29 protein-coding genes are annotated in these 26338 nt (G+C 28.1%); 13 read left to right on the plus strand and 16 right to left on the minus strand.

The window, feature by feature from the left end:
• Positions 1-3 precede the first annotated feature (3 nt).
• The gene (locus ACTT9U_RS01665; RefSeq protein WP_440931457.1) at positions 4-450 is read left to right on the plus strand and encodes an Hsp20 family protein; all 447 of its coding nucleotides are present in this window, start codon (positions 4-6) and stop codon (positions 448-450) included.
• Positions 451-490: 40 nt separating this feature from the next.
• Here the strand turns inward: ACTT9U_RS01665 and ACTT9U_RS01670 are convergent, their stop codons facing one another.
• On the minus strand, positions 491-787 hold the full coding sequence (locus tag ACTT9U_RS01670; protein WP_440931458.1) for a hypothetical protein: 297 nt from the start codon (positions 785-787) through the stop codon (positions 491-493).
• Positions 788-911: 124 nt separating this feature from the next.
• On the opposite strand from ACTT9U_RS01670, the gene ACTT9U_RS01675 reads away from it, so the two are divergent.
• Complete coding sequence (locus ACTT9U_RS01675; protein WP_440931459.1) at positions 912-2222, plus strand: NCS2 family permease; 1311 nt, start codon at positions 912-914, stop codon at positions 2220-2222.
• 28 nt (positions 2223-2250) lie between these two features.
• Here the strand turns inward: ACTT9U_RS01675 and ACTT9U_RS01680 are convergent, their stop codons facing one another.
• Complete coding sequence (locus tag ACTT9U_RS01680; protein ID WP_440931460.1) at positions 2251-2793, minus strand: phosphoribosyltransferase; 543 nt, start codon at positions 2791-2793, stop codon at positions 2251-2253.
• A 26-nt stretch (positions 2794-2819) separates the two neighbouring features.
• Between ACTT9U_RS01680 and ACTT9U_RS01685 the strand changes: the two genes are divergently transcribed.
• Positions 2820-3710: a hypothetical protein gene (locus tag ACTT9U_RS01685; RefSeq protein ID WP_440931461.1), complete on the plus strand. Its 891-nt coding sequence runs from the start codon at positions 2820-2822 to the stop codon at positions 3708-3710.
• Between the two features lie 15 nt (positions 3711-3725).
• Positions 3726-4013, plus strand: a complete 288-nt coding sequence (locus ACTT9U_RS01690; protein WP_440931462.1) for a DUF1330 domain-containing protein — start codon at positions 3726-3728, stop codon at positions 4011-4013.
• A 2-nt stretch (positions 4014-4015) separates the two neighbouring features.
• On the opposite strand, the gene ACTT9U_RS01695 is transcribed toward ACTT9U_RS01690, so the two are convergent.
• Together ACTT9U_RS01695 and ACTT9U_RS01700 are read right to left on the minus strand one after the other, a co-directional pair.
• Positions 4016-4651, minus strand: coding sequence for a DNA-3-methyladenine glycosylase family protein (locus tag ACTT9U_RS01695; protein ID WP_440931463.1), 636 nt, complete (start codon positions 4649-4651; stop codon positions 4016-4018).
• Positions 4644-5528, minus strand: coding sequence for a DMT family transporter (locus ACTT9U_RS01700; RefSeq protein WP_440931464.1), 885 nt, complete (start codon positions 5526-5528; stop codon positions 4644-4646). The genes ACTT9U_RS01695 and ACTT9U_RS01700 overlap by 8 nt, the downstream gene beginning before the upstream one ends.
• 35 nt (positions 5529-5563) lie before the next feature.
• Between ACTT9U_RS01700 and msrA the strand changes: the two genes are divergently transcribed.
• Genes msrA through ACTT9U_RS01720 form a run of 4 tightly spaced genes read left to right on the plus strand, consistent with a single transcriptional unit; the run spans position 5564 to position 10820 of the window.
• Positions 5564-6007, plus strand: a complete 444-nt coding sequence (msrA, locus tag ACTT9U_RS01705) for a peptide-methionine (S)-S-oxide reductase MsrA (protein ID WP_440931465.1) — start codon at positions 5564-5566, stop codon at positions 6005-6007.
• Entirely contained in the window at positions 6007-6822 is an 816-nt protein-coding gene (locus ACTT9U_RS01710; protein ID WP_440931466.1) for a sulfurtransferase, read from the plus strand. The genes msrA and ACTT9U_RS01710 overlap by 1 nt, the downstream gene beginning before the upstream one ends.
• Positions 6823-7692, plus strand: a complete 870-nt coding sequence (locus ACTT9U_RS01715; protein WP_440931467.1) for an efflux RND transporter periplasmic adaptor subunit — start codon at positions 6823-6825, stop codon at positions 7690-7692.
• Entirely contained in the window at positions 7692-10820 is a 3129-nt protein-coding gene (locus ACTT9U_RS01720; protein ID WP_440931468.1) for an efflux RND transporter permease subunit, read from the plus strand. Before ACTT9U_RS01715 ends, ACTT9U_RS01720 begins: the two co-directional genes overlap by 1 nt.
• On the opposite strand, the gene ACTT9U_RS01725 is transcribed toward ACTT9U_RS01720, so the two are convergent.
• Entirely contained in the window at positions 10810-11409 is a 600-nt protein-coding gene (locus ACTT9U_RS01725) for a transglycosylase SLT domain-containing protein (RefSeq protein ID WP_440931469.1), read from the minus strand. The genes ACTT9U_RS01720 and ACTT9U_RS01725 overlap by 11 nt on opposite strands.
• Positions 11393-11788 carry a VanZ family protein gene (locus tag ACTT9U_RS01730; protein ID WP_440931470.1) on the minus strand — a complete coding sequence of 132 codons (396 nt, stop codon included), beginning with the start codon at positions 11786-11788 and terminating at the stop codon, positions 11393-11395. The genes ACTT9U_RS01725 and ACTT9U_RS01730 overlap by 17 nt, the downstream gene beginning before the upstream one ends.
• 44 nt (positions 11789-11832) lie before the next feature.
• Between ACTT9U_RS01730 and ACTT9U_RS01735 the strand changes: the two genes are divergently transcribed.
• Complete coding sequence (locus ACTT9U_RS01735; RefSeq protein ID WP_440931471.1) at positions 11833-12546, plus strand: 2,3-bisphosphoglycerate-dependent phosphoglycerate mutase; 714 nt, start codon at positions 11833-11835, stop codon at positions 12544-12546.
• On the opposite strand, the gene ACTT9U_RS01740 is transcribed toward ACTT9U_RS01735, so the two are convergent.
• The 7 genes from ACTT9U_RS01740 to polA are packed head-to-tail and all read right to left on the minus strand — an operon-like array spanning position 12524 to position 20997.
• Positions 12524-13213, minus strand: coding sequence for a sugar phosphate nucleotidyltransferase (locus ACTT9U_RS01740; protein ID WP_440931472.1), 690 nt, complete (start codon positions 13211-13213; stop codon positions 12524-12526). The two genes, ACTT9U_RS01735 and ACTT9U_RS01740, sit on opposite strands and share 23 nt — an antisense overlap.
• Entirely contained in the window at positions 13210-14160 is a 951-nt protein-coding gene (locus tag ACTT9U_RS01745; RefSeq protein ID WP_440931473.1) for an aminoglycoside phosphotransferase family protein, read from the minus strand. The genes ACTT9U_RS01740 and ACTT9U_RS01745 overlap by 4 nt, the downstream gene beginning before the upstream one ends.
• Complete coding sequence (tsaE, locus tag ACTT9U_RS01750) at positions 14150-14614, minus strand: tRNA (adenosine(37)-N6)-threonylcarbamoyltransferase complex ATPase subunit type 1 TsaE (protein WP_440931474.1); 465 nt, start codon at positions 14612-14614, stop codon at positions 14150-14152. Before tsaE ends, ACTT9U_RS01745 begins: the two co-directional genes overlap by 11 nt.
• Positions 14598-15884, minus strand: a complete 1287-nt coding sequence (ahcY, locus tag ACTT9U_RS01755; RefSeq protein ID WP_440931475.1) for an adenosylhomocysteinase — start codon at positions 15882-15884, stop codon at positions 14598-14600. The genes tsaE and ahcY overlap by 17 nt, the downstream gene beginning before the upstream one ends.
• A gap of 42 nt (positions 15885-15926) precedes the next feature.
• Entirely contained in the window at positions 15927-17468 is a 1542-nt protein-coding gene (locus tag ACTT9U_RS01760; RefSeq protein WP_440931476.1) for an ATP-binding protein, read from the minus strand.
• Positions 17468-18175: a response regulator transcription factor gene (locus ACTT9U_RS01765; protein WP_440931477.1), complete on the minus strand. Its 708-nt coding sequence runs from the start codon at positions 18173-18175 to the stop codon at positions 17468-17470. The genes ACTT9U_RS01760 and ACTT9U_RS01765 overlap by 1 nt, the downstream gene beginning before the upstream one ends.
• A gap of 50 nt (positions 18176-18225) precedes the next feature.
• The gene (gene polA / locus ACTT9U_RS01770) at positions 18226-20997 is read right to left on the minus strand and encodes a DNA polymerase I (protein ID WP_440931478.1); all 2772 of its coding nucleotides are present in this window, start codon (positions 20995-20997) and stop codon (positions 18226-18228) included.
• 106 nt (positions 20998-21103) lie between these two features.
• Between polA and ACTT9U_RS01775 the strand changes: the two genes are divergently transcribed.
• Positions 21104-21655 carry a biotin transporter BioY gene (locus ACTT9U_RS01775; protein WP_440931479.1) on the plus strand — a complete coding sequence of 184 codons (552 nt, stop codon included), beginning with the start codon at positions 21104-21106 and terminating at the stop codon, positions 21653-21655.
• Here the strand turns inward: ACTT9U_RS01775 and ACTT9U_RS01780 are convergent.
• Positions 21648-22211 (minus strand): ActR/PrrA/RegA family redox response regulator transcription factor, encoded by a 564-nt coding sequence (locus ACTT9U_RS01780; protein WP_440931480.1) that lies wholly within the window; start codon positions 22209-22211, stop codon positions 21648-21650. The two genes, ACTT9U_RS01775 and ACTT9U_RS01780, sit on opposite strands and share 8 nt — an antisense overlap.
• Positions 22212-22361: 150 nt before the next feature.
• Here ACTT9U_RS01780 and ACTT9U_RS01785 point away from each other — a divergent pair, with 150 nt between their 5' ends.
• From ACTT9U_RS01785 to speB, 3 genes are read left to right on the plus strand one after another with little or no spacing between them, the layout of a single operon-like run.
• Positions 22362-23546, plus strand: coding sequence for a type III PLP-dependent enzyme (locus tag ACTT9U_RS01785; protein ID WP_440931481.1), 1185 nt, complete (start codon positions 22362-22364; stop codon positions 23544-23546).
• Positions 23546-24589 carry a 1,9-bis(guanidino)-5-aza-nonane synthase gene (locus tag ACTT9U_RS01790; RefSeq protein ID WP_440931482.1) on the plus strand — a complete coding sequence of 348 codons (1044 nt, stop codon included), beginning with the start codon at positions 23546-23548 and terminating at the stop codon, positions 24587-24589. Before ACTT9U_RS01785 ends, ACTT9U_RS01790 begins: the two co-directional genes overlap by 1 nt.
• A 1-nt stretch (position 24590) precedes the next feature.
• Positions 24591-25466: an agmatinase gene (speB, locus tag ACTT9U_RS01795; RefSeq protein WP_440931823.1), complete on the plus strand. Its 876-nt coding sequence runs from the start codon at positions 24591-24593 to the stop codon at positions 25464-25466.
• Here speB and ACTT9U_RS01800 read toward each other — a convergent pair.
• Both ACTT9U_RS01800 and rpmB read right to left on the minus strand, forming a co-directional pair.
• Positions 25463-26017, minus strand: coding sequence for a queuosine precursor transporter (locus ACTT9U_RS01800; RefSeq protein WP_440931483.1), 555 nt, complete (start codon positions 26015-26017; stop codon positions 25463-25465). The two genes, speB and ACTT9U_RS01800, sit on opposite strands and share 4 nt — an antisense overlap.
• Complete coding sequence (rpmB, locus tag ACTT9U_RS01805) at positions 26017-26334, minus strand: 50S ribosomal protein L28 (protein WP_440931484.1); 318 nt, start codon at positions 26332-26334, stop codon at positions 26017-26019. The genes ACTT9U_RS01800 and rpmB overlap by 1 nt, the downstream gene beginning before the upstream one ends.
• Positions 26335-26338 lie beyond the last annotated feature (4 nt).

A 26338-nucleotide genomic window follows, 5' to 3' on the forward strand; every position in this document is an offset into this window, starting at 1 on the left:
ACTATGACAAGTAAGGATCTATCTATATTTAACTCATTAAGACCGTTTTCAATTGGATTTGACGATATGTTTGATCAATTTGAAAATATGTTAGGTAATGGAAGTTTGACAATGCAATCAAACTATCCGCCATATAACATCAGAAAAACTGGAAAAGACAACTATGCTATTGAGGTTGCTTTAGCTGGTTTTAACAAAAATGATGTAGAAGTTGAGTTTGAGGATAATTTATTAACTGTAAGAACAAAACAAGTTAATAAATCTGAAGATAAAACTGTGGATGGGGAAATTATTCATAAAGGAATATCTCAAAGACAATTTGCAAGATCATTTACAATTGCTGATGATGTAAAAGTGAATGGTGCAGAGCTTAAAGATGGTCTTTTAACTATTTCTTGTGAAAGAATTGTACCTGAACATAAGAAGAAAAAACTTATAGAAATTAAGTAAATAACCTTGCTTGCGGAGATCTAATCTCCGCAAGTTAAAATTAAATACAACCTTTAGAAATAAATCCAATTACTATTTCGTTTCCATCGATTTCGAACTTTCGTTCACAAGGTATCCCATATTTTCTAGTTTTATAAATCATAACTTTATTTCCATTTTCATTTAAGAAATCTTCATTTGAAACACCTAATTCTGATTTCAAATTTGAAACGGGCTTACCAATAAATGCACTAAGCTTTTCATTTTCTTTTTTTACAATTTCATCAGTTTTTTCTTTGACTGTTTGACAACCAATAAAAAAGTTAAAGAATAAGAAAAATAGAATAAATTTGTTCATAATATATAAATATCACTAAAATTTATGCTTAATATAAACTTGTAAGTTGAATTATGTGAATAAATTTTAGTTTTAATAAGCAATTTCAATAAGAATCGCCTAATTATTAATTTTAGGAGGAAAAATGCTTGATAATTATTTTAATTATAAAAAACACAAAACTGATTTTAAAACAGAAGTAATTGCCGGAACTACTACTTTTTTAACAATGGCATATATTATGTTTTTAAATCCGTTTATATTGTCAGGTGAATTTGCAGGACCAGAAAAAGGATTTTTTGATTTTGGTGCAGTTTATACAGCAACTATTTTAGCTACTGCTCTTGCTTGCTTCATCATGGCTTTTTACGGAAAAACTTGGCCAATTGGTTTAGCGCCAGGTATGGGAATTAATGCCTTTGTTGCTTTTGGAGTATGTGCGGGAATGGGTTACACTCCTCAAGAAGCACTGGGTGCAGTATTGGTAGCTGGTGTCTTGTTCTTAATTATTTCACTTACACCAATTAGAGCATGGTTGATCAATTCTATACCAAGAAGTTTAAAACTTGGTATTGGTGCAGGAATTGGATTATTTCTTGCAATTATAGGATTACAAATCATGGAAGTTGTAGTTGATGATCCAGTAACTCTCGTAAAACTTGGAAACTTAGGAGATCCAATTGTTTTACTTGGATGTGCAACATTTATTGCAATCATTGTTTTAGAAAAAATGAACGTAAAAGGGAATATCATTATTGGAATCTTAGCATTTAGTATTATTGCATGGGCTTCTGGTCTTGCAAAATTCAATGGAATTGTAAGTTCTCCACCACCAATGACATATTTATTTGAGTTTGATTTATCTGCTGCAATGACTGCTGGAATGTCCACTGTAATCTTTACTTTATTATTTATTGACTTCTTTGATACTGCTGGAACTTTAACTTCTGTAGCAAATGTTGCAGGTAAAGTAGATAAACAAGGAAAGGTACAAGACATTAATAAAGCGATGTTATCTGATAGCGTTGGTACTGTTGCTGGAGCAATGATGGGTACTTCAACAGTTACTAGTTACGTTGAATCTGGCGCAGGTGTAAAAGCTGGTGGAAAAACTGGAATGACATCCCTTGTAATTGGATTGTTGTTCTTAGCATGTATATTTTTTGCTCCTTTAGCTACAAGTTTGCCTAAACAAATTGATGGTGCAGCTTTATTATTTGTTTCAGTTTTATTTGTAAGAAATATTACAGACATTGAATGGAATGATATTGCAGAGTCGGCTCCAGCAATTCTTGCCATGATTGCGATGCCATTAACTTATAGTATTAGTAATGGTATAGCATTAGCTTTTGTCTCTTATGCTTTAATCAAATTATTTACTGGAAAATTTTCTTCAACTTCTCCAGCTATTTGGGTTATAGCAATACTTAGTTTAATAAGTTTTATTATTGGCTAAAAAGTTTTTTCAGGGCTAGTATAATTTACTAGCCCTGATTATTTTTCTTAATAATATCCTCAATTGTTAATTCCTCATAATGTTCAGTTGGTTGAACTATCCATGGATCATTTTCTAACTTAACAGGACAAAAATCTGGTTCAAAACTAGAAGATTTCTTTTTCCATAAACAAGCTGTTTTAACTTCTTTGATAAAACTTTTTGTAGGACCATAATTTTTTAACCATTCAATACTTTTATTTAAAGTCAATCCAGTATCTGAAAGATCATCAATTAACAAAACTCTGTTGAAATCTTCATTATTTGCCAAAGAGCTTATTTCTCTTGCGAACATAAGTTCACCTTGCTTATCTTCCATACCCTCTCCTGAATAACTCTGTATTACAATATAAGCTATTGGTAATTTTAGTATTCTTGACAATATATCTATAATTGGTGCAGCTCCTCTCATTATTCCAATTAAGACAGTTGGGTTATATTTTTTGTGAATTTCTATAGCTAGTTTTTCAACAGTTCTGTTATATTCTTCGAAACTTATAATCAATTTATCTGCCATAAATTTATTTATCATATAAATTGTAATAAAAAAATATTCTTATGAAAATTTATGATTGTTTTATGTATTTTGATGAAGATGTCGTGCTAGACGTCAGGCTTAATGTCTTAGATAAATATGTTGATAGATTTGTAATTATAGAATCAATTTTTAACCATAAAGGTGAAAAAAGAAAACCATTATTCGACATTAATAAATTTCAAAGTTTTAAACACAAAATAAATTATATTTTGCTTAAAACACAACCAGATAATTTAGAAGAAATACATAAAAATGATGACAAAAATGAAATTTATAGAAAATCTATTTTTAATGCTTGGAAGAGAGAAAATTTTCAAAGAAACAAAATTCAAAGTGGTCTTAAAGATGCTGATGATAATGATTGGATAATCATTTCAGATTTGGATGAAATACCCAATTTAGAAAATTTAGACTTTAACGAAACTAAAGATAAATTTGTTTTTTTTAAACAACACCAAATTTATTATAAATTTAATCTTAAATTAGAAAATTATGATTGGATTGGGAGCAAATCTTGTAGGTATAAAGATTTAAAATCACCTCAATGGTTAAGAGATATAAAAAGTAAAAAGTTTGGTTGGTGGCGGTTTGATACTTTTTTTGCTAAAAATAAATTTATTGGTATAAAATTTATTGAATATGGTGGATGGCATTTTTCTTATTTAAAAAATCCAAAAGATATAGAAACAAAATTGAAATCTTATTTACATCATATCGATTATGATCAAAATCCATTGGGAGAAAGTAAAATTGCAAATTTAATTCAAGAAAAAAGGACAGTATACAATTTAAAAGTAGATCAAAGATTTAGTAAATTTGACAGCCAAAATGATTTAAAAAAAATAGATATGAATCTTTTACCAAAATATATAAATGATAATCAAACACTACTGAAAGAATGGTTAGATTAAGCTAAAGGAGATTTAATGAAAGGTTATGTTGTATGTGTGTATGAAAATATTCAGGATCAAGAAATTTTAAAAAATTACGCAGTTAAAGCAAAAAATGCTGTAGAAAAATATGAGGGAACTTTTTTAGTAAGAGGAGGAAAAAAAATTACTACAGAAGGTAAAGAATTTGTCAGAACAGTTGTTATAGAATTTAACTCATTTGAAATTGCTAAAAATTTTTTTTATTCAACAGAATATCAAGATGCACATTCTATCTTAGGTAATACTGTTATTAGGAATCATCAAATTATAGAGGGTGCTTAAAGCTAATATTGGATTGGTTCAGGATCAATACTTCTCCACAAATACCATGTTGCAACTGAGCAATAAGGAGAAAACCTTTTTTTTAGAAGATTAACAAATTTTTCTGGCGGTAAATAATTTTTTTTATAATTTTTAGATATTGCTCTAAGTAGACCTATATCCTGGATAGGCCATATATTTGGTCTATTATAAGTGAATAATAATATCATTTCTGCTGACCATCTTCCGATTTGTCTTAATGTAGATAAATATTCTATAGCTTCTTCATCTGACATTTTTTCTATTAATTTTGGATTAAACGTTTTTTCTATTATTTGTTTTGATAGACTCTTAATACCTAAAATCTTTTGCCTACTTAATCCACATTTTCTCAATTTTGCAGTTGTTAATTTAGAAACAATTAAAGGTTTAATTTTGCCTTTACATTCTTTTTTAAATTTTAAAAAAACAGAGTTTGCTGCAGCTACACTTATTTGTTGGCCTATAATACTTTTACATAATGAAAAAAAAACATCTTTTCTTGATGTTAATATTACTTCAGAAGGGGATTTGTAAGATCTAATTAATTTTTTCATGACTCTATCTTTGTCTGATAAGTATTTTTTAGCTGATATCCAGTATTTTGGTTTTTTAGTCATTCAAAGTTTTTGTTGAAATGGTTTTTTTTTTATAAATTTCTCTCCTAAATATAATCAAAGTAGAAAAAATTACTAAACCAGCACCAAATAAACTTTTAATAGTTGGAATTTCATCCCAAATTAAATATCCGAATATTATTGCAAAAACTAAAGCTAAATATTTTAATGGTGTGACTAAAGATACTTCTGAGTATTTATAAGACTGACTTAGCCACAAATTAGCTACTCCTCCAAAAATACCTATCATTGCCAGAATTAAAAAATCTTTTGTTGATGGCATTATCCATCCTAAAGGTATTGAAAATATACTTAATAGAGTTATTGAAATTGAAAAATATAAAGATATTAACCATACGGGCTCTGTGGAAGATAATTTTCTTATTGTGATAGCTACATAAGATAACCCAATACAAAAAATTATTGGGAATATGTAATATATATTAAGTGAAGTTATTCCTGGTTCAGTGATAACTAATATTCCAATAAATCCAACAATGACTGCTAACCATCTGTAAACACCAACTTTTTCACTCAATAAAAAAATCGAAAAAATTGTTGTAAAAATAGGTGCTGCGAAAGAAATACTTACAACAGTTGCTAAGGGCAAACTTCTCAAGGCGATGAATATTGCCACTAAAGCTATTAAGCCAGAAAAACATCTTAAAAAATGTAACCCTGGCCTTTTTGTAAAGTAGAAATTATGTAATCTTTCTCGTGGTATTATAAAAAAATAAAAAACTATACCAAAAAAACCTCTAAAAAATAAAACTTGTCCTAATGGATAATGCTCAGACCATTTGACTATAATGTCCATTATAGAAAATGCACATATGGACATGAACATATATAAAAAACCTAATTGATTTTTAGTAAGCATAATAATAACTTGTATTTTAATTTAAGGTTTAATCAATGGAAATAGCAGTTTTAGCACTAGGGTGTTTTTGGGGACCTGAAAAAAGATTTGGTCAAATCGAAGGTATTTTAAAAACGGAAGTTGGATATTGCGGAGGACATAACTCTGATACAACTTACAAAGAAGTTTGCTCAGGCGAAACAGGTCATGCAGAAGTAGTTAAACTTAATTATGATCCATCTAAAATTACATATAAAAAGATCATAGAGATTTTTTTTGATATACACGATCCAACTACTCTAAATTCTCAAGGGCCTGATTTTGGTACACAATATAGAAGTGAAATATTTTATAATAACGAGGAACAAAAAAAAATAGCTAGTGAGGTTTTGAATGAAGTTAATAAAAAATTAAATGGAAAAGTTGTAACAAAAATTTCTAAAATAAATAATTATTGTAGAGCGGAAGAATATCATCAAAAATATTTAGATAAAAATTAATGGCACTTGTTACCACAACTTACCTTTATGAAAATTTAGATAAGGTAAAAATTATTGACTGTTCGTGGCATATGCCAAATGTAAATCGTGATGGAAAAAAAGAGTATGATCTAAAACATATTCCAGGAGCTGTTTTTTTTGATTTAGATAAAAATTCAAAAAAAGATACAGATTTACCACATATGTTAGTGAATAAAGAAGATTGGGAAAAAATTGTATCTGATTTAGGAATTAACAATGAAGATGAGATAATAATATACGATAATTCAGATGTAATTAGTTCATGTAGATGTTGGTATAATTTTATTTATTATGGTCATGATATAAATCTTGTGAATATTTTGGATGGTGGGTTAAATAAATGGACATCAGAAAAAAAAATTACAAATTCTAATAAAAAGCAAATAACTTCATCAAATTATATCTCAAAAGAAAAAAAAGAACTTGTCAAAAGTAAGAAACAAATTGACGAAAATATTTTAAAAAAAGAATTTCTTGTTGTGGATGCAAGAAATAGAGACAGGTTTGATGGAAAAGTAAAAGAGCCAAGACCTGGTCTAAGAAGTGGCTCAATACCAAATTCTAAATGTTTGCCGTTTAACGAATTAGTGAATATTGACAAAACTTTTAAAGATAAAAACCAGCTAATTAATTTGTTTGAAACTAATTTAGGATCAATAAAAATAGACGAAGTGGTATTTTCTTGTGGATCTGGTGTTACTGCATGTGTTTTGGCTTTTGCATATTTTCTGATTAATGATAAGTATAAGCCAAAAATATACGACGGTTCGTGGGCCGAGTATGGGAAAATTTAAATGAAAAGAAATACAAAAATTTTTACAATAATCATTACATTTTTTTTAATAATCACAATTGTAGTTGTTGGTCGAACAATGGTTGGCAATTATTTCAAAAAAAAATTTAGTAAAAGACCACCTCCAGGAATTATTGTTACCGAAGTAATCAATAAAAAATTCCATGAAAGTATAGATACCTTTGGTACAGCTGTATCAAATAAGACAAAATCATTTCGAATAAAAAAAGATGATCTTCAAAATGAGTTACAGCTGAACAATTTTATTAAAAAAGGGGAAGTGATTGTAGAACTAAAAGAAAAAAATATAGTAGCTCCTTTTGATGGTGTACTAGGCTATACAGGTTTGACGGAAGATATATTGGTATCTGACAGCACAATTATAATTACTCTAGATGATAATTCTGTAATTTATTCTGATATCAAAATTCCTGAAAATTATTCTGCGATGATTAAAAAAGGCTTACCAGTTGAAGCTAAGGTGTCGAGCTACAAAGATAAAGTATTTGAAGGTAAAATTGATTTTGTATCTAGTAGAATTAATGCTGATACTAGAAGCTTATTAAGTAGAGTCAAAATTGAAAACAATAATCTTGAATTAATGTCTGGCTCATTACTAGAAGTAAATATAAAAATTAATTCAAGAGAAAGTCTAAGCGTTCCAGATACTAGCGTTATTATGGAAGGAGAAAAAACCTATGTGTATAAAATTTCAAATGAAAATATAGCACAAAAAACTGAGGTAGAAATCGGAATTAGAAAAAAAGGAAATATAGAAATCAAATCTGGATTAAATATAGGTGATGTTGTTGCTGCTGAAGGTCTTAAAAAAGTAAGACCAAATGGAAAAATAAAACCAATTAAAAATTAATGTATATCACAGAGTTAAGTATAAAAAGACCTACAGTATCCTGGGTTATGTCTTTGATACTAATAATTTTTGGTTTATTTGTATTTTGGAAATTACCTGTAAGAGAGCTCCCAGACGGGATACAGCCTCCGGTAGTTCAAATACAAGTAGATTATAAATCTGCTGCTTCAGATATTGTTGATCAAGAAGTAACTCAAGTTATAGAAGACGTAATTGGGGGTGCAGAGGGAATTAAGAATATAGATTCAAAATCTGAAAATGGAAGAAGTACAATCAATGTTGAATTTGATACCAGTATAGATTTAGATAACGCTGCAAATGACATAAGAGAAAGAGTGGCACGTGTTGTAGATAATCTTCCATCTGAGTCTGACCCGCCTCAAATTTTAAAAAGAGCAGCAGGTTTCACAACAACTATGTGGCTAGCGCTTTCATCTAAAACTTGGAGTGATTTAGAGCTTGGAGATTATGCTGAACGTTTTTTAGTTGATACATTTTCAAGCGTGAAAAATGTTGGGAGAATTAGAGTTGGTGGGTTAAGAGAGTTAAGTATAAGAATTTGGATTGATCCAATAAAATTAGCGGCAAATAATTTGACTGTTCAAGAATTTGAAAACGCTCTAAGACAAGAAAATATCAGATTACCAGCAGGTACTCTTGAAGCTGCAAACATTGATTTAACTTTAAATCTAGATAAATCATATAATGATATTGAAACGATTAGACAATTACCAATTAAAAAAACAAGAAATAACACAGTTTTATTGTCAGATATTGCCAATGTTGAATTTGGACCTGTATCAGAAAAAACATTATTTAAAGCTCAAACTAAAGACCAACTAAACTTGAAGACAGTTGGAATTGGAATTTATGCAAGAAGTGGCGCATCAACAGTAGAGTTATCCGATCAGATTAAAGAAAAAATTAAAGAAGTTAAAAAATCTTTACCAAATGATTTGAATCTTGAAATTGCATTTAATCGTGCAAATTATGTGGAAGCCGCTATTGAAGAAGTTTATAAAACCTTAATTATTGCATTTATATTAGTTGTAATAATTATTTATTTATTCTTAGGAAACTTAAAAGCTGTAATTGTTCCTGCAATAGCTCTTCCTGTCAGTTTGATAGCATCTTTTTTGGGTTTATATATTTTTGGGTTATCAATAAATATTTTTGTTCTATTGAGCTTCATACTAGCAATTGGAATTATAACGGATGACTCAGTCATTATGACTGATGCTATATACAGAAGAATTGAAAATGGTGAAACACCGCTAGTTGCAGCTTACAAAGGTTCAAAACAAATTTCTTTTGCAATAATAGCCACAACTTTAATTTTAATAGCTGTTTTTTTACCTTTAATATTCATTGATGGAATATCTGGATCTCTTTTTAGAGAAACCGCTATAGCATTGTCATTCTCTATTGTCATTTCGTCATTTGTAGCTTTGACATTATCTCCAATGTTGGCAAGTAAATTTTTAGATAGAAAATCTGATAAAAATATATTTTTAAAAAAATTTGAAAATTTTTTCAAATCTTTTGCAAATTTTTACAAAGACACCCTCAACATTTTATTAAATAAAACAAAATTAATTTCAATCTTCATTATCTTTATATTAATTGTATCTGTTGGTTTATTTTCATTTACAAAAAAAGAATTACTCCCTTCTGAAGATAGAGGTGCTTATTTAGTTATTGGCTTCACTGATGAAGGTAGTTCTTTTGAGTATACGCAAGAAAAAGCTCAAGAAGTTGAAAAGAGATTAATACCGCTTCTTCAAGCTGAAGATAGCCCTTATTCAAGATTTATAATGAGAGTACCTGGTTTTGGTAGTTCTGCAAACTCGTATAATAGCTTTATTATTATTGCACTATTAGATGATTGGAAAAATAGAAAGAACGACTCTCTAACAGTAATGAGACAAGCAATTGGAAAAATAGTAACTGTTCCACAAGCTGTTGCATTTCCAATATCTCCTCAATCAATAAGAGTTTCAAATTATAATAAACCTGTTCAGATGGTAATTTATGGTTCTACTTATGATGAATTAGAAAATATTCAAAATCAAGTTATTAGAAAGTTGAGAACAAATAAAAATCTTTCAAGAATAGAGTCAGACTACAATAGAAATAAACCTGAAGTAAAACTCTTAATTAATAAAAATAAAGCAAAAGACTTGGGTGTATCTACTCAATCAATTGGAAAAACACTTGAAACTCTTTATGGAGGTAAGAGGGTTACGACGTTTAATAGACTTGGAAAAGAATACCCAATAATAATTCAACAATATTTAGCAGATAGAAGAGATAAAGACGGTATATCAAAAATTTATGTTAGATCAGAAACTAGTGGCAAATTAATTTCTTTAGCAAATTTAGTAAGTTTTAGCCAAGAGGGTGCAGCTAAAGAACTGGCTAGATATAATAGACAAAGAGCAGTAACTATATCAGCAAACATTAATGAGGGTTATACTCTAACCGAAGCAATAAACTTTTTAGAAAACACAATGTCTGAAGTAGCTCCACAAAATCAAATTACTTGGAAGGGGAAATCTGAAGAAGTAAAAGAGACAAGTAATGAATTATTCTTAATTTTTGCTTTAGCATTACTCACAGCATATTTGGTGATGGCAGCAACCTTTAATTCTTTTATACATCCATTTATTATAGTTTTGACTGTTCCATTAGCAATTTTTGGAGGGCTAACATTCATATTATTTTTGAACAGCTCAATAAATATATTTTCACAAATAGCATTAATTATTCTCATAGGGATTTCGACAAAGAACAGTATTTTAATTGTTGATTATGCTAATCAAATAAGAACAACAGGAAAAAATATCGAAGCTGCAGTTAAAGATGCATGCAATATAAGATTTAGACCAATAATAATGACCTCATTAAGTACAATGATAGCAATGGTACCATTAGTAATAGGAAATATAGGTCCTGGAGCTGGTGAAGGATCAAGATTAGCAGTAGGTTCGACTATTCTTGGAGGCATGATAATTTCTACCTTCTTTACTCTATATGTGACACCATCTATGTATTTGGCTTTAGCTAAAAATACAAAAAGAATTGACGCCGTAGATTTAGAGTTAAAAACTCAACTTTCTAAAAAATAATATATTTATTTTTATTTAATTTTCTTGAACATTGCGAAAGTTGTTTTTTATAAATTTTTGACTGTTTTTGAACTTTTCTTGCTAAACCAATTACTTTTTTATTTTGTTTATAATGTTTGTAGTTGCCCCAACCTTCGTGATAAGCAATGTACTGTTTAAATGCATCTTTCTTAGAAATTTTAAGTATTTGATATGTTTTGTTTGTATACCATCCAATAAAATCAACACTGTCTTTGAATAAAACTCTTGAGGCTAATTTGTTATCTGTTTCTTCTTTGTATTGTTTCCACGTACCCTTAACAGCTTGCGAATAACCTAATGAACTAGAAGGTCTTTTATACGGAATAATCTTAAATATTTTTTGTCTTTCTGGTCTTGCTAACCAATCAAAATCAGACTCCATTCTGATTATTGCAAGTTGTATATGTATTGGAGTTCCCCACTTTTTTTCTGTTTTTTTTGCAAACTTATACCATAAATATTTTTCACTGAATATTGAACAGCCATCCGATGTATTACTAGGTATTGAAGAGCAGCTAACTAACAAAAGAAATAAGATAAAAAATTTTATTTTATTTAAATTTTTCATAAACTTTTTTTATACACAGTAAAAATATTGAAGCTATTACTCCATATAAATTCCCAAATAAATCTTCATATTGAAAAGTTCTTTTAGGAATTATCATATGAAGTAGTTCAAGAATAATGGAATAAAATATTAAGAGAATTACAAAGTAAATTAATTTAGGGGAATTATAAAATGTTAGAATACCTATAATTGAAATTAAAAAAAATGCATAAAAATGATTAGATGAAATTTCAAAAAAATCTGGAGTTATTTGTGGTTGTTTTGAAAAATCATTAAACACTAAGAACCCTGCTAAACTTCCTGGGAATAAATAAAATACAATAAAAATAATATTTGTAACCACAAAAATAATTTTATGATTTGAAAAAAAACGAATCATCTGTAGAAATTAATATTTAACAAAATTATATATAATTAATACTAATGAGTTCTATTATTTTAGTAAGACACGGACAGAGTGTCTGGAACCTTGAAAAAAGATTCACAGGATGGGTAGATGTAGATATAACAGAAAAAGGCGAAGAAGAAGCCAAGAAAGCCGGACAATTATTATTAGATAATAAAATAAAAATTGAATTTTATATAACTTCCTATCAATTAAGAGCTCGACGAACTTTAAACATAATCAAAAAAACACTAAATGATGATAAATCCATTAATGAATTTTGGGAATTAAACGAGAGGCATTATGGTGCTCTTACCGGTTTAAATAAAGATGAAATGAAAATTAAACTTGGTGAAAAAAAAGTTCATGAATTCAGAAGATCGTGGGATGTAAGGCCAGATAAACTAGATCAAAATAACCCATATCACCCAAAAAATATTACTATATATAAAAATGTTCCTTCAGATCAATTACCAGATACAGAGTCTTTAGAAGATACATACAAAAGAGTCATAAGAATATATAAACAAGAAATTGAAGATAAATTAAAACATGGAAATATTCTAATTTCCGCACATGGTAACTCTATCAGAGCTCTTTGTAAGTTTTTATTTAAACTAGATGAAATACAAATATCAAAACTAGAAATACCTACTGGAAACCCACTTTTAATTAAATTTGATCAAGAAGAAAATATAATTGAATGCAGGTACCTAGATAAAGATCGTGCTAAAGATCTTGTAGTTTTTTAAATACTTCTAAATTAGTTACATGAAAAAATTTATTTTTACTTTCAAAACCACTTAGTTTTCTGCTACTTAGCAATTCGTTCCAAATTTTATTTATTCTAAAAGGTTCTAATTTAAATTTTTGAAACAAACTTTTATTTAATATCTGACAACCCGTAAAAATATAATCATTCTTATCTTCATTATAAATTAAATTATTTTGAAGATTAAAATCTCCATCTAGTGTTTCATCAAAACTTAAATTTTTATTCACAAGTAATAAAATATTATTTAGTTTATTTTCAAAATATAAATTTTCCATTTTTTTTAACTCATCAAGATAATCTATGCTCCACACTGTATCAGGATTAAAAACAAAAAAATCATTTGAATTAGATTTTTCAAGAAGATTCAATATGCCTCCTCCTGTATCTAAAATTTCTTCTCCTTCATCAATTATAAAAATTTCTGAATTATAATTATGATCTTCTATAAATCTTTTGATTTCCTTTTTTAAATGGAAAACATTTAGATAAATTTTATGAATTCCTAGTTTCTCAATCAAATTAATACATCTTTCCAACAATGTTAGATTATTTATCTCTAAAAGAGGTTTTGGTATTTGATTTGTCAACGGTCTAACACGTTTTCCAAAACCAGCACATAGAATAAAAGCAGTATCTAATTTCATTTAATTTCTTTAGGAAACTCTCTTTGTAATATCAACTTTAATTTATTTAAATTCCTATTTTGATTTATTCTTAGATTTATTAATTTCCAAGCATATGGAATTAATCTTAAATATTTTTTTTTATTATCTCTTATTGCTAATCTTTTAAAAATTCCAATTATTTTTAAATTACGTAAAACGGATAAAATTTCAAAATCATTCTTAAATTTTTCAGGAAATAATTCTCTTCTTGTTTTTAAAAAATAAGAAAACATTTTATCTTTAATTTCGTTTGAAGTTTTAAACCTTACATCGTCAATAAGAGATGCCAAATCATAAGCTTTATTTCCAATTAAAGCATCCTGACTATCAATCAAACTAGTTGTATTTTTATTTAACATGATGTTTGAAACATGAAAATCTCTATGCACAAAACAATCATTTTTATAATTAAGTTTTGCTAGTATTTTTCTTAATTCTCTTTTTAGTAATGAATTAAATTTTTTGTGTTTTGATTTTGTTAAAGCTGAAATCACATACCAATCACAAAATAATATAGCCTCTTTATATAATATTTCTTTACTATAATTGGGTATGACATAAGTCTGTTTTATAAAATTTTTTGTTTTTTTATTTTTAATTTTTTGTAATTTATTCAGCAAATCTATTGCTTTTTTTAGATATTTTAAATCATTATGACTTTTGTTTAAAAAATTAAACATAGTTTTTTTTCCTAAATCTTCAATTTCTATATAATTTAATGAGTATCTTTGCTTAATGAGCTTTGGTGCTTTTATTTTATTCCTGATTAAAATCTTATTAACCGCATCATATATTAATAAATTTTTTTCTTTTTCTTTATTTGCAAAAACAATAATTGATGATTTTAAATTGAAATATTTTCTGTAAAATTTTCTAAAAGATGCATCACCTTTAATATTTTCAATTTTATATTTTTTATTTTTCATTTTTAATTAAGTTTTCATAACTAAACTCTCTATTTATATAGTCTTTTGAGTAAGATAGTTTTAATTTAATAAAATCTTTATCATCATTTAACAAAATATTAGGCCATTCTATCAATTTAATTGCTTCAATTTCATCTTCAAAGATTCCTAAATTTTTTGTTTCATCAAAATTTTTTAATCTATAGAGGTCATAGTGTTGAATAAGTAAACTTTTAATTTGATATTCATTCATGATATTAAAAGTTGGGCTAGGAACTTCAGATATGTCTATATTATTTTTTTTTTGAAGTTCATTTATCAAAAATCTTACTAAAGTCGTTTTACCTACGCCCATTTCACCAATCAAAAAAACAATATCTCCTGGCTTAAGAATATTGGATAATTCTGAGGCTATTTCTGCTGTAATTTTTTCTGAGGGAATTTCTATTTTACCACTGCTAGTAGCGATATGCATCTGGTTTGAACGGACCTTCTGTACCAACACTAATATAATCAGCTTGATCTTTGGAAAGTTTTGTTAATTTTGCTCCGACTTTTTTTAGATGAAGCATTGCAACTTTTTCATCTAAATGTTTTGGTAACACATAAACTTTATTTTCATAATTTTTATGATTATTCCAAAGTTCTATTTGAGCAATTACTTGATTAGTAAATGATGCACTCATAACAAAACTTGGATGTCCTGTGGCACAACCTAAATTTACCAATCTACCTTCAGCTAACAATATAATTCTCTTTCCACTTGGTAATTCAATTTCATGTACTTGAGGTTTAACTTCTGTCCATTTGTAATTTTTTAATGCTTCTACTTGTATCTCATTGTCAAAATGACCTATATTACAAAGTATAGCTCTATCCTTCATGTCTCTCATATGGTCTGCAGTGACAATATCTTTATTTCCAGTTGCTGTTACAACAATATCTGCTTTGCTTATTGCCTCTTCCATCAAAACAACTTCATAACCTTCCATTGCTGCTTGAAGTGCACATATCGGATCGGCTTCTGTTACAAGTACTCTCGCCCCACTTTGTCTTAATGAAGCGGCACTTCCTTTACCTACGTCACCAAAACCAGCAACAATAGCAACTTTTCCTGACATCATTACGTCTGTTGCTCTTCTTATTCCGTCTACTAAACTTTCTCTACATCCATAAAGATTGTCAAATTTTGATTTTGTTACAGAGTCATTAACATTTATTGCTGGAACCAATAGAGTTTTATCTTTCTCCATTTTATTTAAAGCTTTAATTCCAGTTGTAGTCTCTTCAGAGACACCTTTAATATCTTTTAGTAAATCCTTATACTCATTATGCATCATGGCTGTTAAATCACCACCATCATCTAATAGCATATTAGGTTTCCAATCCTTTTTTCCTTCTATAGTCTGCTTTATGCACCAAATATATTCTTCTTCTGTTTCGCCTTTCCATGCATAAACAGGAATTCCTGCTTTTGCAATTGCAGCTGCTGCATGATCTTGAGTTGAAAAAATATTACAAGAAGACCATCTTACTTCAGCTCCAAGGTGAACTAACGTTTCAATTAGCACCGCTGTTTGAATTGTCATGTGCAAACAACCAATTATTTTTGCACCTTTTAGAGGTTGTTTGTCTTTATACTCTTCTCTTAATGCCATTAATCCAGGCATTTCACTTTCAGCTATTAATATTTCTTTTCTACCAAAATCAGCATCTGATATATTTTTTACTTTAAAATCATCCATGGCGTGGCTTCTAGCAATTAATTATATATTAATCAACAAAGATTAAGCTTTTTTAAAATTAATCTCTATTGATGCGCCTTTGTTATTTTTATTGTTTGAAGCTATTATTGAAGCTTCATGCAAATCAACAAGATTTTTTACGATATTAAGTCCTAACCCAGAATGTTTTCCAAATTTATCTGGCCTATTACTATAAAATCTTTTAAATATTTTATTAGTATCTTTTTCTTTAAATCCCTGCCCTTCGTCAATAACTTTTAATGAAATCAGATTTCCTTCAACTTTCAATAATTCCACCAAAACTCTAGTATTATTCTCGCTAAATGAAATCGAATTGTCTAAAAGGTTTGCAATTATCTGTTCTATTCTATTTTCAATTCCTTGAATAAAATAATCTTTATCTCCATCATTTTTATATAAAACATTTATTTTTCTCTTAGCAAAATAAATGTTGTTAAAATCATCTACTACCGATTTAATTATTGGATCAAGATTTATTTTTTTCATTTTTTCTTTACTTAATGCAACTTCATCTTTTAAAATTTGAGAATAGTCAGTTATCAATCTTTCTATTCTTTCAACATCGTGGCTTAATATACTGATTAATTTTTCTCTTTGTTTAATATCGCTTGTATCATTTAAAATCTCAGAAGCACTTTTTAATGAAGCTAAGGGATTTCTTATTTCATGTACTAAATCTGTTGAAAAATTTTCTGCATTAGAGATTCTTTTTTGAAGCTCAAAAGTCATATCATCTAATGACTTAGACAAAAGTCCCAATTCATCATTTCTTACTTTCAAATTTTCAATATTTGTTTTTTCTTTCTTTTTAGCTTTAATATTTTTTGTATAACTAACAAGATTTTGAATCGGCTTTAAAAAATATCTATTCAAGACGAATGAGAAAATAAAAATTACAACTGCTACAACTATTGCTGTTCGTATAATAAAAGTTTCTCTTTCTTGAATAGCTGCTCTAACATCATTTGCATTTTCCGTTATCGCAACATACCCAACATTTTTGTCATCTTTAATAATATTTTTTATTGTTGTTAGCTTGAATTGTTCATAAGTTTCTTCTGAAAAAGTATATGGTTTTCCAAAATTTCTTGAATCAATGTAGTTAAAGAGAACATCTTTTAATGAAATTGAATTTTTTTTATTTATATTAATATTTTTTTTTTCAATAATTTCTTTTGTTTTTTCCTCATTTAATACTTCAAATTCAATTATGTTTAGTCTTTGAGAAAATGCTCTTGGATCTAAATCTAAAGTATCTGTATCTCCAATAAGATTAAGCTCATTATCAAAAAAAATAACTCTATCTAAATTTTGAAATAAAAATCGTGTTGATGTTAAAAATTTTTGAATATCTCTTTTATTAAGGTTTACATCTAATCTTAGGATGTTGTCTATAGTATTATTTATTACGTTAATGTGATTAGCAGACTTTTTTTTTATCAAATTTGGTTGAACATTTTTTAGATAAAATATTGTTAGTATTCCTATTACTAAAAAAAATAAAAAATTGATAAATAGAAACTTTTTTAAGATTGATAAATTTTTAATTACATTATTTAACATTAACCAACGTTCCACCTATATCCACTACCATATCTGGTTTCTATAGCTGAAAATTCTGGGTCTACTTTTTTAAATTTTTTTCTAATTCTTTTAACGTGACTATCAATTGTACGGTCCTCAATGTCAGTATCTTCTCTATAAGCTATATCCATTAATTGTGCTCTCTCCTTAATAATGCCTGGTCTTTTTGCTAATTCTTTAACAATTAAAAATTCTGTTGTAGTTAATTTATCAGGTAGTTGCTTACCATCCCATTCACATTCTAATTGTGAAGGGTCTAATCTTAGTTTTCCATGAGTGATTATACTTTTATTTTCTTCAATAATATTATTTGTGTCTTTTTTTCTTAATTGAACTCTAATTCTTTCAATTAAAACCTTAATAGAAAAACCTCCTGATTTTTTGATAAAATCGTCAGCTCCTAATTTCAAACCTAATAATTCATCAATTTCATCATCCTTAGAAGTAAGAAAGATTACAGGAAGGGAAGTTTTTTTTCTTAATTTTTTTAAAAGTTCTTCACCATCCATTTTTGGCATTTTAATATCTACCACAGCAAGATCAGGTGGTGTTCTAGTTAATCCAATCAGTGCACTTTCGCCATCAATATAAGTCTGAACTTTAAAACCTTCTTTTTCTAAAGCTATGCTTAGACTTGTTAGAATATTTCTATCATCATCTATAAGAGCTATTGTTTGTTTTTGCATAGACACTTTTAAAAATACTAAATTGTTCTAATTTGGGCAAACGTCAAAATTTAATGCAATACACCCCAATTATCACCAACATTTACATCAACCGTTAAAGGTGTGCTAAAAGAATGAAATTCACTTTCCGTGACACTAGACATTTCTTTCTTAATTATCTCACAAAGCTTATCAGCATCTTTTTTTGGCACCTCAAAAATTAATTCATCATGAATTTGTAACAAAATTTTACATTCTTTAAATTTTGAGTCAGATAATTTTTGATTGAGTCTGATCATGGCTAACCTCATAATTTCAGAGGCTGATCCTTGAATTGGTGCATTAATTGCAGCTCTTTCTTGAAAATTTCTTATATTATAATTTTTATCATTAATTGCATTGAAATGAGACCTTCTACCAAAAATATTATTTACATAACCACTCTTCCTACAAAACTTTATCGTACTATCCATATAAAGTTTTATTTCAGGAAATTTTAAGAAATAAGCGTTCAAAAATTCTTCAGCCTCATGGTTTGAAACATTAATTTGTTTTGCCAATCCATATTGAGAAATCCCATAAATAATTCCAAAATTTATAGCTTTAGCTTTTCTTCTTTGATCTGAATTTACTTTTTTAATATCTACATTAAATATTTGACTTGCTGTTAATGAATGAATATCGATATCTTTTTTAAAAGCTTTTTTTAATTCTTTTACATCTGCTAAATCTGCTAAAATTCGCATTTCAACTTGATTGTAATCAGCAGAAATTAAAATTTTATTCTGATCAGCAATAAAAGCTTTTCTAATATCTCTGCCATCTTCAGTTTTTATTGGAATATTTTGTAAATTAGGATCGCTTGACGCTAAACGACCAGTAGTAGTAGCTGCCAATAAAAAAGAAGTGTGAACACGATTTGTTTTGTTATTTATATGTTCGGGTAAAGTATCTGAATAAGTATTTTTTAATTTTGATACTTGTCTCCAATCAAGAACTAATTGTGGAAATTTATGTCCTTTAAAAGCTAAATCTTCAAGGACTGCTGCACTTGTAGCAAAACTTCCTTTTTTTGTTTTTTTTAAATTTGCTATTTTCAAATCATTGTAAATAATTTCACCTAGTTGTTTGGGAGATGCAATATTGAATTCTTTTTTTGAAATTTTAAATACATCTTTTTCAAGTTTAATAATTTTCTTTTCAAATTTAGTAGATAAGGTCTTTAAAAACTTACTGTCTATTTTAATTCCTTCAATTTCCATAAAAGCTAAAATTTTTATTAGAGGTTTCTCAAAATTTTCATAAATATTGACTAATTTTTCAACCTTTAAACTTTTGTTAAATTTCTTATAAAGTCTGTAAGTAATGTCAGCATCTTCAGCGGCATAATCCTTAGCCTTTTCTATTTCAACTTCGCTAAAATTAATTTCTTTTTTTCCAGTTCCTACTATTTCTTTAAATGAAATTGTTTTATGACCCAAATGTAATTCTGATAAAATATCCATGTTGTGTCTATTTTTTCCAGCATCAAGCACATAAGACATTAACATGGTGTCCTCCATGGAATTAAGAATAATTCCCTGATGATAAAAAATAATAAAATCAAACTTAATATTTTGACCAATTTTTTTAATACTACTATCTTCCAAAATTGGTTTTAACTTTTTTAAAACATCTTTTTTTTCAAAATATTTTTTTGATTTATGACCAATTGGAATGTAGTTAGCTTTGCCAATTTTTGTGCTTATTGAAATCCCTACCAGTTCAGCTTGATGAGGATTTAATGAATTTGTTTCAGTATCTACTGCAAATTCACCTGCTTCTTCAGCTTCACTAACAAGTTTATCTATTTCATCTAATTTTGTAACGAGTTTATAATTTTTATTTGATATTGGTTTTTCATCTTTTTTTTTGTCTAACTCAACTTTATCATTTTTAAAACCAGCTTCTCCATAAGCAGATATTGCAGAACTCAAGAGCCTATTAAACTCCATTTCTCTCAAAAAAGAGTATAATTTTTCCTTATCAATATCTTTTAATTTAAATTCTTCTAATTTTTGGTTTACTGGCGCTTTATTGTCTAGTGTTACTAATTTTTTACTGATTATCGCTTTATCCTTATTCTCTATTAATGTTTCGCGTCTTTTATTCTGTTTTATTTCGTGAGCATTTTTTAATAACTCTTCTAAATTTCCATATTTATTAATTAATTCTGCTGCTGTTTTAACCCCTATTCCAGGTACACCTGGAACATTATCACTACTATCTCCAGCAAGTGACTGAACATCAATTACCTTACTAGCATCAACGCCAAACTTATTTTTTACATCTTCTTCTGATACAAATTTATTTTTCATAGGATCATAAATTCGTACCCCTTTTTTATAGAGCTGCATTAAATCTTTATCAGAAGAGATAATTGTAACTTTTGAGCCTTTTTTTAATATTTGTTCTACATAAGTGGCTATTAAATCATCTGCTTCATAGTTGATTAAATCTACAGACGGAAGATTAAAAGCTAAAACAGATTTTCTAATGTATTCAAATTGCGGGGCTAAATCATCAGGTGCTTCTGATCTATTAGCTTTATAATCACTATAAATTTCATTCCTAAATGTTTTTCTAGCAGAGTCAAAAATGACAGCAAAATGAGAAGGCTTTTGTAAGTTTTGGTCTGATTTAGAATCTTCTAATAACTTAAATAACATGCTGCAAAAACCACTAACAGCCCCTGTGGGAAGACCATCACTTTTTCTGGTTAATGGAGGCAAAGCATAATAGGCTCTAAAAATATATCCAGAACCATCAACTAGATAATAATGTTCTTCAGATTTTTTTTTCATTAAATAATGATATTAAAGATTCTTTTTAGAATTATTCTATATAATTCTAAATTTTTGGATATTAAAAAAAGTAGATTATTAAATAAAATAACTGTATGAATAGCTAATGGAAATTGTTAAAAATTTAAATCAATCATCAATTGTAAAAACTTTTTTAATAATAATTCTTGGTTCGTTAGCTTTAACTATATCAGCAAAAATAAAAATTCCTTTTTATCCAGTACCAATGACTATGCAGACTTTTGTTGTAATGTTATTGGGTATAGCATTCGGCTACAAAATAGGATTGGCAACAGTCAGTTTATATTTGTTTGAAGGTATTGCTGGACTACCAGTTTTTTCAAACTCACCTGAAAAAGGTGTGGGTTTGGTTTACTTTACAGGTCCAACAATGGGATATTTGATTGGTTTCTTATCAGCAACACTAATTGCTGGAACAATAAGTTCTAATGACAACATATTAAAAATAATTTCTAAACTGTTATTGTCTGTATCAACAATTTATATTTTAGGTGTTTTGTGGCTTGGCACACTTATAGGATGGGATAAGCCAATACTAGAATTTGGTGTTTATCCATTTTTACTGGCAGAAATATTTAAACTAGCTTTGTTGGTGATAATTTCGAAAAAAATAATTAATTTAAGAAAATTTATTTAGGAGATCTTTTAGAAAGAATTCTTTGAAGAGTTCTTCTATGCATTTTTAGTCTTCTAGCAGTTTCAGAAACATTTCTGTTGCATAATTCAAAAACTCTGTGAATATGTTCCCACTTAACTCTATCTGCAGACATTGGGTTTTCAGGTGGAACTGCTTTTTTTGTTGGATCGGCTAACAATGCTTTTTCTACGTCTTCAGCATCAGCAGGTTTAGCTAAATAATCAATTGCACCTTCTTTTACAGCCGCAACTGCAGTTGGTATATTTCCATATCCTGTTAGCATTATAACTCTGCTTTCAGAGTTAGAGTTTTGAATTTCTTTTACAACATCTAAACCATTGCCATCACCTAGTCTTAAGTCTACTACAGCGAATCCTGGTTTTGATGTTTTGACTGTATCAATGCCTTTTTGTACACCTTCAGCTTGTACAACTGAAAAACCTTTTTTTTCCATTGCTCTTGCAAGTCTTTCTCTAAAAGGATTATCATCATCAACTAAAAGTAACGATTTATTCTCAAAATCATTGATGTTTTTTAGTACAGCTTGTTCTTTCATAACAAGGGTAATATGGTGATTTATTTTCAGATTACAACACTTAATTATTTGCTTTACATCATGTCTATATTGCTCTATTTGCACGTTTAATGTGAAAGTTTTATTAATTTAAGGCTTTTTTTTATTAAATTTTTTTTGGAGGCATATGAAATGCAAAAATTTAAATCAGTTGAAGAGCTTATAAATCAACTGCAGCCTGAACAGCCAGTTTACTGTATTAGGAGAGAATCAATAAAAACTGCTTCAAAAAATTTTAAAGATAATTTTCCAGGTAAAATTCTATTTGCAGTAAAAACTAATCCTCACCCTGAAGTTTTGAGAACGATCATTGAAAGTGGAATTGATCAATTTGATGTGGCTTCAATTGATGAAATAAAAAGTATTAAGAGTATTGATCAAAACATCAAATGCTCGTTTATGCATACCGTTAAATCTAGGGAAAGTATTGAAAAAGCATATTTCCAATATGGAGTAAAAACCTTTTCTTTAGATACAAAAGATGAATTAATTAAAATTATTGAAAGTACTAAAAATGCAAATGATTTAGAGTTGTTTGTAAGGGTGGCAGTATCAAATGAACATGCTGAAATAGATTTATCAAAAAAATTTGGTGCCATTAGCTCTGAAGCAATTGGTCTTGTAAGATTGGCTAAACAATATGCTTCTAAACTGGGAATAAGTTTCCACGTTGGATCGCAATGTATGCATCCAATTTCATATTCAAAAGGTATCTCAGAAATAGGTAATATAATTAAAAAAACTAAAATTCTACCAGACTATATTAATGTAGGTGGTGGGTTCCCAACAATTTATCCAGATTTAATTCCTCAAAGTTTAGATAGTTATTTTGAAGAAATAAAAAAAGGATTAACAAATTTAAAACTTGAAAAACTACCTGAAATTATCTGTGAACCTGGAAGAGCACTTGTTGCTGAGAGTGGTTCAACAATAGTAAGAGTAAACTTGAGAAAAAAACAAAAACTCTACATTAATGATGGAACTTATGGAACATTGTTTGATGCTGGTACACCAAATATTGTTTACCCTTCTAAGATGATTAAAGATCAGTCAAATAAGATTATTTCTAAAAAATTAACTGCTTTTGATTTTTATGGTCCTACATGTGATAGTATGGATTATATGAAGGGACCTTTCCTATTGCCAAATAATATTAAAGAGAATGATTACATTGAGTTAGGACAATTAGGTGCTTACGGTTTAACATTTAGAACTCAATTCAATGGTTTCTACTCAGATTTAATTTATGAAGTAGAAGACAAACCAATAATGAGCATGTATGAGAAAAATGGTAATCAAGGTATACTGGTTGCCTAATGTCAGATAATAAACCATTAGGGCACAATAGTAAAAAAGATTTCTTAAAAAATCCGGTTGAACATATAGATATTACATCTTTTGACTCTAGAAAAATAATATCCTCTATGGAGAAGATGTCATTTGTTTCTAGAGAAACAGCGAATGCAGCAAATATTTATAATGAAATGTTAAAGGATAAAGATTGTACAATTTTTTTAACACTTGCTGGATCAACCTCTGCAGCTGGGTGCATGAATATTTATAAAGATTTAGTAAAATATAATATGGTTGATGCAATTGTTGCAACGGGAGCTTCAATCATAGATATGGATTTTTTTGAAGCTTTAGGTTTTAAACATTATCAGGGTTCTCAATTTCAGGACGATACAGAACTTAGAAAAAACTATATAGATAGAATTTATGATACATACATTGATGAAGATGAGCTTCAAATGTGTGATAAAAAAATATGTGAAATTGCTGACTTATTAGAACCGAAAAGTTACACTTCTAGAGAATTTATTTGGGAAATGGGAAAATATTTAAAAGAAAATTCTGTTAAAAAAGATTCGCTAATTGAAACTGCGTATGAAAATAATGTTCCAATATTTTGTCCTGCATTTACAGATTCCAGTGCTGGCTTTGGTTTAGTTATGCATCAAGAAAATAATCCAAAAAAACACATCACTATAGACTCTATTCGTGAATTTAGAGAACTAACTGAAATAAAAATAAAATCTAAAGGGTCAGGATTATTTATGATTGGTGGAGGGGTTCCAAAAAACTTTATTCAAGATACTGTAATTTGTGCTGAACTTCTTGGAAAAGAAGTTGAAATGCACAAGTATGCAGTTCAAATAACAGTTGCAGACTCAAGAGATGGTGCGTGTAGTAGTTCTACTTTAAAAGAGGCTAGTTCTTGGGGTAAGGTTGATGTCACTCAAGAACAGATGGTTTTTGCTGAAGCAACAAGCGTCCTGCCTTTAATAGCAAGTGATGCTTATCACAAGGGTGAATGGAAAAACAGAGAAAGAAAAAATTTCTCAAAAATATTTAGTTAAATTGAAATATCTCTCTAATAAAAAAGGTTTTTTAGGAATTGATAATAAATTCAATTTTAAAGAAAAAGTAGTTATAGTCCCATTTGGACTTGAAAAAACTGTCAGCTACGGTGGTGGAACGAAAAATGGTCCTAAAGAAATAATTAAAGCATCTCACCAAGTAGAACTTTATGATGAAGAACTAAATTGTGAGCCATACAAAAAAATAGGCATTAAAACCTTAGAGCCATTCAAAATTGATAAAAATATTAATAAAGCCCTCAAGAAAATGGCAAGTGTTAATAAGGAAATTTTGGATAAAAAACTTTTTCCTATGACCTTTGGAGGTGAACATTCTATCACACCTGGATGTATTGATCCATTTGTGAAAAAATATAAAAATATCTGTTTATTACATTTTGATGCCCATGCTGATCTTCGTGATAGCTATAATGGAGAAAAATTTTCTCATGCATCAGCTATTAGACGTTGTTTAGATCACAAAAATGTATCTATTATTTCATTTGGAATTCGAAATATTTCAGAAAGTGAAATACCTTTTTTGAAAAAAAATAAATCTAGAATAAATATTTTTTGGGCAAAAGATAAACCAAAATGGGATTTAAAGAAGTTTAAAAAATTAATAAAGAATAAAACTGTTTATCTGACATTTGATGTTGATGGATTAGACTCTAGTATTATGCCTGCCACTGGAACACCTGAGCCTGGTGGTTTACTGTGGGATGAAACTTTAAATATCATAAGGATAGCCGCTAAAAATTCAAATATAATTGGAGCAGATATTAATGAATTAGCACCAATAAAAGGATTTAATTCTTATAACTTTTTAGTAGCTAAACTAGCTTATAAAATTCTATCGTATAAATTTCTTTACTAAACTTTGACTGGCTTTAAAGTTCCAAGTAATAATCTAAATGGAATTAGCATTATTAATGCTACAAATAATTTTACCGCCAAATCACCTAAGGCTAAAGAGAACCACGGTATTCCTGTTCCATAAAAAGAAATAGAGAAAAATAAGAAAGTATCAATTATTGAACCAGATGTTGATGATGCTAATGGTGCAATAAACCATTTTTTTTCTCTAAGCTTATCAAAAATTTGAACATCAAATAATTGTGCAACTATAAAAGCTACTCCCGATCCAATTGCTATTCGAATTGAAATCATATCTTCAAAGTTTGTGGAAAAAAATAAAGTAAACAAAATTCCAATTGTAAATCCAAAATAAACTACTTTTTTTGCACCATTTTTTCCATAAGACCTATTTGCAAGATCAGTAATTAAAAAAGCTACAGGATAACTGAAAGCACCATAAGTTAGTATATTTTCTAAACCAAATTTATTTATTGGGAATTGAACAAGATAATTTGAAAGAAGAACAATCACTCCCATTAGAAGTGAAAGTAATATAAATGGTTTATTCATTAAGCCGATTTAGATGATGAAGTAGCTTTTTTTACGTATGGTGATTTAATTAGTAAACTTTTTTTTAATTTCTTTAATCTTGGTGATAGGTTTTTGTTTTTAACAGTTTTTAAGAATTCATCAAAACTGCCTTTTTTATCAACTGTTCTAACTCCAGCATTGCTTACTGTTATTTTTAAACTTCTTTTTAATAGCTCACTCGTAAATTTAACTTTTTTTAAATTAGGTAAAAATCTTCTTTTTGTCTTATTGTTAGCATGACTAACATTGTGACCTTTCATAGGAATTTTACCAGTTAATTCACATTTTTTAGACATAATA

This window comes from Candidatus Pelagibacter sp., assembly GCF_052049975.1.
Lineage (GTDB): Bacteria > Pseudomonadota > Alphaproteobacteria > Pelagibacterales > Pelagibacteraceae > Pelagibacter.